Source organism: Streptomyces kanasensis (genome assembly GCF_043077165.1).
Classification (GTDB): Bacteria; Actinomycetota; Actinomycetes; order Streptomycetales; family Streptomycetaceae; genus Streptomyces; species Streptomyces changanensis.
The window spans coordinates 799,848-810,122 of record NZ_JBIBSF010000002.1 but is presented as its reverse complement, the minus strand read 5'-3'; the positions used below and the strand labels follow the sequence as shown (position 1 = coordinate 810,122).

At 74.3% G+C, this 10,275-nt stretch carries 6 protein-coding genes and 1 pseudogene; 4 read left to right on the top strand and 3 right to left on the bottom strand.

The features are described from left to right. Nucleotides 1-673: 673 nt before the first annotated feature. Nucleotides 674-1,123, top strand: coding sequence for a PTS sugar transporter subunit IIA (locus ACF053_RS08760; protein ID WP_391953184.1), 450 nt, complete (start codon nucleotides 674-676; stop codon nucleotides 1,121-1,123). A gap of 85 nt (nucleotides 1,124-1,208) precedes the next feature. Further along, entirely contained in the window at nucleotides 1,209-2,879 is a 1,671-nt protein-coding gene (gene ptsP / locus ACF053_RS08755; protein ID WP_391953223.1) for a phosphoenolpyruvate--protein phosphotransferase, read from the top strand. Between the two features lie 84 nt (nucleotides 2,880-2,963). Here ptsP and ACF053_RS08750 read toward each other — a convergent pair whose 3' ends face one another. Both ACF053_RS08750 and ACF053_RS08745 read right to left on the bottom strand, forming a co-directional pair. Further along, complete coding sequence (locus tag ACF053_RS08750; protein ID WP_391953183.1) at nucleotides 2,964-3,857, bottom strand: hypothetical protein; 894 nt, start codon at nucleotides 3,855-3,857, stop codon at nucleotides 2,964-2,966. Between the two features lie 76 nt (nucleotides 3,858-3,933). Beyond that, on the bottom strand, nucleotides 3,934-5,949 hold the full coding sequence (locus tag ACF053_RS08745) for an acetoacetate--CoA ligase (RefSeq protein WP_391953182.1): 2,016 nt from the start codon (nucleotides 5,947-5,949) through the stop codon (nucleotides 3,934-3,936). 215 nt (nucleotides 5,950-6,164) lie between these two features. Here ACF053_RS08745 and ACF053_RS08740 point away from each other — a divergent pair, with 215 nt between their 5' ends. Beyond that, nucleotides 6,165-8,570 carry a glycoside hydrolase family 31 protein gene (locus tag ACF053_RS08740; RefSeq protein ID WP_391953181.1) on the top strand — a complete coding sequence of 802 codons (2,406 nt, stop codon included), beginning with the start codon at nucleotides 6,165-6,167 and terminating at the stop codon, nucleotides 8,568-8,570. A 168-nt stretch (nucleotides 8,571-8,738) separates the two neighbouring features. Here ACF053_RS08740 and ACF053_RS08735 read toward each other — a convergent pair whose 3' ends face one another. Next, nucleotides 8,739-9,254, bottom strand: a complete 516-nt coding sequence (locus ACF053_RS08735) for an NUDIX domain-containing protein (RefSeq protein WP_391953180.1) — start codon at nucleotides 9,252-9,254, stop codon at nucleotides 8,739-8,741. A gap of 44 nt (nucleotides 9,255-9,298) precedes the next feature. Between ACF053_RS08735 and ACF053_RS08730 the strand changes: the two are divergent. Further along, nucleotides 9,299-10,156, top strand: a pseudogene (locus ACF053_RS08730) (M15 family metallopeptidase); the annotation flags it as partial. Nucleotides 10,157-10,275: the final 119 nt, after the last annotated feature.

Below are 10,275 nucleotides of genomic sequence, written 5' to 3'. Positions count from 1 at the left end.
GTGAATGCTTACCCGTGATCGGGTCGACACTCGCGTTGAGCGGAACCGGGGGGAGGAATAGTCCCCCGCGGTTCACAGCATCCTCGCTGTGTTTTCTACAAAGGAACCTCATCTCCGTGATGGAGACGGGGTATCAACTAATCTGGCGTTGATTTTTGGCACGCTGTTGAGTTCTCAAGGAACGGACGCTTCCTTTGTACTCACCCTCTCGGGCTTTCCTCCGGGCGCTTCCCTTCGGTCTTTCGTGTTTCCAGTCTAGCAGATCCGATTTCTCGTTCCTGCCACCCGCTGGAGCGGGCTGCCGGGCCGTTCTCCGCTTTCGCGTTTCCCTTTTCGGCGGTTCCGACACTATCAGGGTTTTTCCGCCTCCCTGACCACTCCCCGACCGATCACACGCAGAGGTGTAGACCAGTAGTGGTGTAGACCAGTTAGGATCTCGCCCTGACAGGCGCCGCTGCCAGCCGTCGACGCGTGCTCGCATCGGTGCCAGGCAGGGGAACGACACTACTCCTGCCTACGAGTTGAGGCAAATCGCCGCCGGTGGTCCCGAGGTCCTGCAACCAGGGCCTCTCATGCGGAACCCGGACTTTCCATGACATACGCTCTGAACAGCACGCCGTCCAGGACAGGCCGTGACGGCGGCTCCCCATCTCCGCCCTCTGGGAGGCCCTCCATGACCACCGTGACGTCGCCCCTCGCCGGACGCGCCATCGGACTCGCCGCCGTACCCGACCCGGTGTTCTCCGGGGCCATGGTCGGGCCGGGCACCGCCATCGACCCCGTGCGCGAGCCCTCCACGGCCGTCGCGCCCGTCGACGGCGTCGTGGTCTCCCTGCACCCGCACGCCTTCGTCGTCGTGGACGCCGAGGGCCACGGGGTGCTGACGCACCTGGGCATCGACACCGTCCAGCTCAACGGCGAGGGCTTCGAGCTGCTCGTCAACAAGGGCGACACCGTCACGCGGGGCCAGGACGTCGTGCGCTGGAACCCCGCCGCGGTGGAGGAGGCCGGCAAGTCGGCGATCTGCCCGGTCGTCGCCCTGGAGGCCACCGCCGACGCGCTGGGCGAGCTGCGCGAGGAGGGCGACGTGAAGGCCGGCGAGACGCTCTTCGACTGGCGGTGACGTCACCGCCGCCCTGGCGGGCGGCGCTGAACGGGATGTTCCTACGCGGCGGCCACGGCCGCCGCTCGATCGGAGACGGGTGAACATGGAGACAACGCTGCGCGGCGTCGGGGTCAGCCACGGGGTGGCGATCGGCGAGGTCCGGCACATGGGGACCGCGGTGCTGGAGCCGCCGGCCAAGCAGATCCCCACGGAGGACGCCGAGCGCGAGCAGGGACGGGCCCGCCAGGCCGTGGAGGCCGTGGCCGCCGACCTGATAGCGCGGGGCAACCTCGCCGGCGGTGAGGCCCAGCACGTCCTCGAGGCCCAGGCCATGATGGCGCAGGACCCCGAGTTGATGGCCGACGTGGAGCGGCGCATCGCCGTCGGGTCCACCGCCGAGCGGGCCGTCTACGACGCGTTCGCGGCGTACCGGGCGCTGCTGGCCGGCGCCGGTGAGTACCTCGCCGGGCGGGTCGCCGACCTGGACGACGTGCGGAACCGGATCGTGGCGCGGCTGCTGGGCGTGCCCATGCCGGGTGTGCCGGACAGTGACGAGCCGTACGTACTGATCGCGCGGGACCTGGCGCCGGCGGACACGGCGCTGCTCGACCCGGCGCTGGTGCTCGGCTTCGTGACCGAGGAGGGTGGGCCGACCAGCCACAGCGCGATCCTCGCGCGGGCGCTCGGCGTGCCGGCCGTGGTGGCCCTGCCGGGTGCGTGCGAGCTGGCCGAGGGCACCGTGGTCGCGGTCGACGGCAGCACCGGTGAGGTGTTCGTCGACCCGAGCCAGGACAAGCGCGACGCCATGGAGCGGGCCGCGCGGGAGCGCAAGGCCGCGCTGGCCGCGTCGACCGGTCCGGGCGCCACCTCGGACGGGCACCGGGTGCCGCTGCTGGCCAACGTCGGTGGACCGGCGGACGTGCCGGCCGCCGTGGAGGCCGGGGCGGAGGGCGTGGGTCTGTTCCGCACCGAGTTCCTCTTCCTCGACGACAGCGAGCGTGCCCCGTCGGAGGAGAAGCAGGTCGAGGCGTACCGGAAGGTACTGGAGGCGTTCCCGGAGGGCCGGGTCGTCGTGCGGGTGCTGGACGCGGGCGCGGACAAGCCGCTGGCGTTCCTGACGCCGGCCGACGAGCCGAACCCGGCGCTGGGCGTGCGGGGCCTGCGGACGCTGCTCGACCATCCTGAGGTGCTGCGGACGCAGCTGACCGCGCTGGCGAAGGCGGCCGAGGGGCTGCCGGTGCACCTCGAGGTCATGGCGCCGATGGTGGCGGACCGGGCGGACGCGAAGGCGTTCGCCGACGCGTGCCGCGAGGCGGGGCTGCGGGCGAAGTTCGGCGCGATGGTGGAGATCCCGTCGGCGGCGCTGCGCGCGCGTTCGATCCTGCGGGAGGTGGAGTTCCTGTCGCTGGGCACGAACGACCTCGCGCAGTACACGTTCGCGGCCGACCGGCAGGTCGGTGCCGTGTCGCGGTTGCAGGACCCGTGGCAGCCGGCGCTGCTCGACCTGATCGCGATGGCGGCCGACGCGGCGCGGGCGGAGGGCAAGAGCTGCGGCGTGTGCGGCGAGGCGGCCTCCGATCCGCTGCTGGCGTGCGTGCTGACGGGTCTGGGCGTCACCTCCCTGTCGATGGGTGCGGCGTCGATCCCCTACGTGCGGGCGACGCTGGCGAAGTACACGGTGGCGCAGTGCGAGCGGGCCGCGGCCGCGGCCCGGGCCGCCGACTCGGCGGAGGAGGCACGGGTCGCCGCGCAGGCGGTGCTCTCCGGCGAGTGATCGGGTGAGCGGTGAGCCGGCGGCGCGGTGGGCCGCCGGCGTTCGAGGGGTCCTCCCGTCCGGCGGGGGGACCCCTCGGCCCGTTCAGTGGTGGGTGGGGCGGCCGTCGTCGGGGGCGAGGTCGAAGCCCGCCCGGTACTCGACGCCCGATTCCGGTGGGAGGGGTTCTCCGGTGTCCGCATCGGTGCAGTAGGCGTTGAAGACCTCGGCCTCCGTGAGGGGGACGAGGCGGCCGTGGTCCAGGCGCCAGCCGTGGAGGCGGTCCGGGGCGCCGGGACTGCTGGTGCGCAGGACGATGCCGCCGGGGGCGGAGCGGGCCAGGCCGGCGGCGAGGACGGTGACGAACTCGGATCCCTCCGTGGAGTCCAGGCGGGAGCGGTCGGGTCCGGTGCGGTCGGTGTGGAGGACGGCCAGGAGGTGGTCGTCGGCGGCGGGGACGCTGCAGACGAGGTGGTGGGTGCCGGGTCCGGCCCCTTCGAGGATGCGCAGGACGGCTCGGGTGGCCTGGTCGAAGGCGGCGTGGCCGATGTCCTGTCCGCAGTCGGCGCAGTGGCCGGCGTCGGCGAGGAGCAGGGTGGCGTACTCGCGGGTGGCGTGGCGGACGGCCGTGCCGACGAGGAGGGGCACGAGCTCCTCGATGGGCTGCCCGGCGTACGGGACGCGGGTGCGGGCGACGGCGATCTCCGCGGTGTACCGGCTGCGGCCGGCCCGGCTGTCGGGGTCGAGGCCGGTCTCGGCGCAGTAGGCGGCGTAGTCCTCGGGGTCGAAGAGGGTGACGGTGGTGTGCGTGCCTCCGGCGGCGAGGGTCCTCAGGAGGCGCTCCGTCTCCTGGAGGTAGGTGGTGTGGTCGTCGAAGGGGAAGGTGCGGTAGCGGCGCATGGCCGCGAAGTCCCGGGCGTCGACGAGGAGGCCGACGGTGCCCGGTACTTCGCGGCGCAGCGTGCGTCGCAGGGATGTGGTGGTCCTGGTGTGCGCCATGGGTCCCCCTGGTGATCACTTGTCGATCGGTGCTCACTGAGAGTAACCAGGGGGTCTGACAGTGGTGCGCCGGGCGTCAGTCGGCGGTGCGCTGCTGGGCGCGGCGGCGTGCGAGCTCCTCGTAGAAGTGGAGGAGGCTGACGTCGTCGATGGAGCCGGGGTTGCACGCCTTGTCGAGGGGGGTGCCCTGGAGGAGGCGCTTGACGGGGACCTCGATGCGCTTCCCGGTGAGGGTGTGGGGCACGCCGGGGACCTGGATGATCTCGTCGGGGACGTGGCGGGGGGAGAGTTCGGCGCGGATGGTCCGCTTGACGCGGTCGACGAGGGCGTCGTCGAGGACGGCTCCTTCGGCGAGGTGGACGAAGAGCGGCATCCAGTAGCCGCCGTCCGGTTCCTCCAGGCCGATGACGAGGGACTCCTTGATCTCGGGGAGGCGCTCGACGGCTTCGTAGATGTCGGCGCTGCCCATGCGGACGCCCTGGCGGTTGAGGGTGGAGTCGGAGCGGCCGTGGATGACGACGGAGCCGTGGTCGGTGAGGGTGATCCAGTCGCCGTGGCGCCAGACGCCGGGGTAGGTGTCGAAGTAGCTGTCGTGGTAGCGGCTGCCGTCGGGGTCGTTCCAGAAGTGGATCGGCATGGACGGCATGGGGTTGGTGACGACGAGTTCGCCGACCTCGCAGGTCAGGGGCTTGCCGTGGGGGTCCCACGCCTGGAGGTCGGTGCCCAGGCAGGGCGCCTGGAGCTCCCCGATGTGGACCGGGAGGGTGGGGACGGCGCCGGCGAAGCAGCTGCACACGTCGGTGCCTCCGCTGACGGAGGCGACGTACAGGTCGGCGCCGGCGGTGGCGAACTCGTCGTGGAGCCAGCGGAAGCCGTCGGGCGGCAGGGGAGAACCCGTGGTGGCGACGCACCGGATCCGCGACAGGTCGTGGTCGCGGGCGGGGTGGACGCCGGCCTTGCGGCAGGCCATGACGTAGGCGGCGGAGGTGCCGTAGAGGGTGGCGCGGGTGCGTTCGGCGACGCGCCACTGGGCGTCGGTCGACGGGTGTCCCGGGCTGCCGTCGTAGAGGACGACGGTGGTGCCGGTGAGGAGGCCGGAGACGAGGAAGTTCCACATCATCCAGCCGGTGGAGGTGTACCAGAAGAACACGTCGTCGGGGCCGAGGTCGCAGTGGAACCCGAGCTGCTTGAAGTGTTCGAGCAGGATGCCGCCCTGGGACTGGACGATGGCCTTGGGAAGGCCGGTGGTGCCGGAGGAGTAGAGGATCCACAGGGGGTGCTCGAAGGGGACCTGCTCGTAGAGCGGGGTGGCGTCGCCCGACGTGAGGGCGGACCATTCGAGGGCGCCGTCGGGGGCGGGGGTGCCGAGGAGCGGGATGTGGACGACGGCGCGGAGCGTGGGGAGCTCGCGGCGCAGTTCGGCGACGGTGTCGCGGCGGTCGTGCTCCTTGCCGCCGTAGCGGTAGCCGTCGACGGTGAAGAGGACGACCGGTTCGACCTGCTGGAAGCGGTCGAGGACGCTGCGGGCTCCGAAGTCGGGGGCGCAGGAGGTCCACACGGCGCCGACGGCGGCCGTGGCGAGGAGGGCGGTGACGGCCTGCGGGACGTTGGGCAGGTAGCCGCTGACGCGGTCGCCGGGGCGCACGCCGAGGGCGCGCAGTTCGGCGGCGAGGGCGGCGACCTGGCGGCGCAGTTCCGCCCAGGTGACGGGGGTCGGCTCGTGGGTCTCGTCGACGTGGAGGAGCGCGGGGGCGTCGGGGCGCCGGTCGGCGGCGCGCAGGGCGTGTTCGGCGTAGTTGAGGGTGGCACCGGGGAACCACTGGGCGCCGGGCATGGCGCGGTCGCCGAGGACGCGTGTGTACGGAGTGGTGAAGCGGACGTCGAACCACTCGGTGACGGCTTGCCAGAAGGTGTCGAGGTGGTCGATGGACCAGCGGTGGAGCGCCGGGTACCCGCCGTTCGCGGGGGCACCGTGGCGCTCTGCGGCCCATGCCTGGAAGCGGGTGACCGCGGCGGAGGCGATGCGGTCCTGGTCCGGCTGCCAGAGCGGCTCGGGTTGCTCGGAGTGCGCTGTCGCTGACGTCGATGTCATGGGGGTGTGCTCCCTGGCTGTACGCGGGTCTGCGTGTGTCGCACGCACGGGCATGGGTGTGCGCGGACGCGGCTGACAGGGACTGTGCCATGGGAGCGGGGATCACACCAGGGTCCTCCACCCATGGTCGGGGCGTTGAACATGTGGTGTGACCACGGGTGAACGGCTGTTGAACGCCTCCCGTGCGCCCCCTGGGGGGTGGCAGGGTGCTCGGCATGGACCGTCGTGAGCTGGTGCGTTCGATGTGGGTGTTCGGCAGGGTGCGCGGGCCGCGTGCCATGCGTTCGGCGTGGCGGCAGCGGAGGGCGGACGCCGTGGGGCTGCCTCCCCGGGGGCCGGAGCGGGCCAGGGTGCCGGGGCGGGTGACGGGTGTGGAGCCGTTGCCGGGCGGGGGGATCGTGCGGTTCGCGCGCTCGGTGCTGCGGGTGTGCGTCTCGGCCGGGGGGACGGTCTTCTGGGGGTGGGACGGGGCGGAGCCCCTGCCGTCGTACGCGTTGGCGGGCGAGGTGCCGGAGCCGGACGCGCGGGTGGCGCTGGAGCCGGACACGGACGGCGGCTGGCGGGTGGTGGCCGAGCGGGTGACGGTGGCGGTGTCGCGCAACGGGGCGGTCGAGGTGCGCACACCGGGTGGGGTGGTGCTGCGCCGGGACCTCCCGCCGCGCTGGTGGGAGCCGGTGGGCGGGGGCGAGGCGCGGTGGGTGCAACGGTCGGAGGTGCCGGCCGACGCGCGGTTCTTCGGGCTGGGGGGCCGTGCGGGTGGGCCGCGGCTGCGGGACGGGGTGTACCGGCTGTGGAACAGCGACCCGCGCGGCAGCTTCGGTCCGCAGGACGATCCGCTGTACGTCACGATGCCGGTCCACTGGGTGGTGGCGGACGCGGGGACGCACCTGGCGTTCCATGACAACCCGTGGGACGGGCGGGTGACGCTGCGGGAGGGCGGCGAGGGGGCCGGGTCGGGCCACGACCGGCCGGGACTGGTCGAGGTGCGGATGAGCGGCGGTCCCCTGCGCTGCTGGGTGGTGGTGGGGACGCCGGCGCGGGTGCTGCGCGGGTGGACCCAGTTGACGGGGGCGCCGGCGGTGCCGCCGTCGTGGGCGCTGGGGCCGCAGCACGCGCGGTGGGGGTTCGGCAGCGCCGAGGAGGTGCGGCGGGTGGTGGCCGGCTACCGGGAGCACGGCCTGCCGCTGGCGGCGCTGCACCTGGACATCGACCACTACGACGGGCACCGGGTGTTCACCGTGGACCGCGAGCGGTTCCCGGACCTGCCGGGGCTGGCGGCGGAGTTGCGGGAGCAGGGGGTGCGGCTGGTGTCGATCGTGGACCCGGCGGTGAAGGCGGAGCCGGGCGGCACGGTGTACGAGGGCGGCGCGCGGGTGGGGACCCGGGGGGCGTTCGTGCGGGACGCGCGGGGCGAGGTGGTGCGGGGCGTGGTGTGGCCGGGTGAGTGCGTGTACCCGGACTTCACGGATCCGGCGGTGCGCGGCTGGTGGGGCCGGCTGTACGAGGAGCGGTTGGCGCAGGGGTTCGCCGGGGTGTGGCACGACATGAACGAGCCGGTGTCGTTCACGCCGTTCGGGGACATGACGCTGCCCCGGTCGGCGCGGCACGCGCTGGAGGGCCGGGGCGGGGACCACCGGGAGGCGCACAACGTGTACGCGCTGGCGATGGCCCGGGCGGGGTACGAGGGGCTGGCGCGGCTGCGGCCCCGGGAGCGGCCGTTCCTGTTCTCCCGGTCGGGGTGGGCGGGGATGCAGCGGTACGGCGGTACCTGGTCGGGGGACGTGGCCACGGGGTGGCCGGGGCTGAGGGCGTCGCTGTCGCTGGTGCTGGGGCTGGGGCTGTGCGGGGTGCCGTACTCGGGACCGGACGTGGGCGGCTTCGACGGGTTCCCCTCGCCGGAGCTGTACCTGCGGTGGTTCCAGCTGGGGGCCTGGCTGCCCCTGTTCCGTACGCACGCGGCGATCGACGCGGGGCGGCGCGAGCCGTGGGAGTTCGGGCCGAAGGTGCTGGAGTACGCGCGGGCGGCGCTGGAGGAGCGGGAGCGGCTGCGGCCGTACTTCGTGTCGCTGGCGCGGCTGGCCCGGCTGACGGGCGCGCCGTACGCGCGGCCCCTGTGGTGGGGCGCCCCTGAGGACCGGGTGCTGCGGGAGTGCGAGGACGCCTTCCTGCTGGGGGACGCGCTGCTGGTGGCGCCGGTGCTGACGCGCGGGACGGACCGGCGGGCGGTCCGGCTGCCGCGGGGCCGCTGGTACGACATGGTGACCGGGCAGTCGTACGAGGGGCCGGGGCAGGTGCTGGTGGAGGCGCCGCTGTCGCGGGTGCCGGTGCTGGTGCGGGCGGGGGCCGTGGTGCCGGTGCGGGGCGAGGAGGGGGCCACGGAGCTCGAGGTGTGGGCGCCGGCGCCGGGCCGCTCGGGTGGCGGGCTGGTCGTGCGGGACCCGGGTGACGGGTGGGAGCGGGCGGATGTGGAGCGGTACGTCACGCGGTGGGTGGACGGCGAGGTGCGGGTGGAGCTGGTGACCGACGCGGGAGCGGTGGTGGTGGGGCCCGCGGGGGTACGGGTGCGCGGGCTGGGTGGGGCGGGCGGGGGTGAGGGACGGGAGACGAGGGACGGGAGGTGACGGACGGGGGTGAGGCGTGTGGGGGTCAGGCGTCTCGGGGTGCAGCTGGGGTCGGGGGCGCGTTCTCTCGGGACTGCCGGGGCGGGGGCGGGGATGCCGTCGGACGTGCCCGCCGGGGTCAGGGGCGGGCGTGCGGTCACGGGCGGGCGCGTGCGGCCCCCGCCGGAGTCAGGGGCGGGGGTGGTCGTACTCCCCCGCGAAGTAGCGGCGGACCGCCTCGGTGTGCAGGGGGAAGGCCAGGGGCGCCGGGGCGCGCAGGACGTGGTGGCCGGCCGTCTCGTCCGTGGGAGCGGAGGGCGGCAGGTCGGCCGCGGGGCGCTCGGGGAGGAGGCCGAAGAGCAGCAGGTGGCCGCCGGGCGCGCTCATCGCGTCGGCCAGGCGCACGTCGTCGGCGGCGGCCTCGATGCCGGTCTCCTCGCGGAGCTCCCGTACGACCGCCTCGCGCCAGTCCTCGGTGTGGTCGATGTAGCCGCCGGGCAGGGCGGTGCCGCCACGCGCGGGTTCGATGGTGCGGGTGATGACCACGAGCCCGGTGCCCCCGGGGCCGGACGCCGGGAGGAGGGCGACGGCCACGGGGAGGGGATTGCGGTAGGTGACGGCGGTGCAGGAGGGGCAGGTCCGGGGCCAGGGCTGGGCCGGGTCGGCGTAGGGGGCGCCGCAGTGGGCGCAATGGGTGTTCTGCACGGGGCGCACTGTACCGATCAGCGGTGGGGTGGTAGAGGGTGTTCATGACAGGACGTGGTGTGGCCGTACGGTCCGTGGCCGCCGCCGTCGCCGGGGCGCTCGCCCTGGCCGCCGGCCCCGCCGCCCCGTCCCCGGCGCGGGCGGGGGCGGGGCCCGTGACGGCGCCGACGTCGGCGCGGGCGGGGTCCGGGGCGGAACCCGTCGCGCCGCGGGGGTTCGTGGCGCTGGCGGCGGTCGATCCGACCGTCCTGCACGACCTGCGCTACACGACCGCGCACAACTTCGTCGGCGAGCCGGTGGACGGGTACCACCGGCCGGTGTGCCTGCTGACCCGGTCGGCGGCCCGGGCCCTGCACCGGGCGCAGACCCGGCTGCTGCGGCGGGGGTACTCGCTGAAGGTGTACGACTGCTACCGGCCGCAGCGGGCCGTCGACCACTTCGTGCGGTGGGCACGGGACCCGGACGACGAGCGGATGCGGGCGGAGTTCCACCCACGCGTGGACAAGTCGCGGCTCTTCGCGGACGGGTACGTGGCGGAGCGATCGGGGCACAGCCGGGGGTCGACCGTCGACGTGACGCTGGTCCGGCTGCCGGCGGCGCCGACCCGCCCGTACGTGCCGGGCGAGACGCTCGTGGACTGCACGGCGCCGCGCGCGGAGCGGTTCCCCGACGCCTCGGTCGACATGGGCACGGGGTACGACTGCTTCGACACGCTGTCCCGCACCGACGACCCGCGGATCCAGGGGGAGCCGCGGCGCAACCGGGACGCGCTGCGCGAGGCGCTCGCGGCGGAGGGGTTCGTGAACCTGCCGCAGGAGTGGTGGCACTTCACGTACCGGCCGGAGGACTTCCCCGACACGTACTTCGACTTCCCCGTGGCGTGGCGCTCGCCGGCCGGTCGTCCCGGTGGGCCCGGGGGCGGCCCGGGGGGGGGGGGGCGCGGGGGGGGGGGGGGGCCCGGGCCCGCGGGGGGGGGGGGGGGGGGCGCCCCGGCCCCAACCCCCCCCCCCGCCCCCCCAAA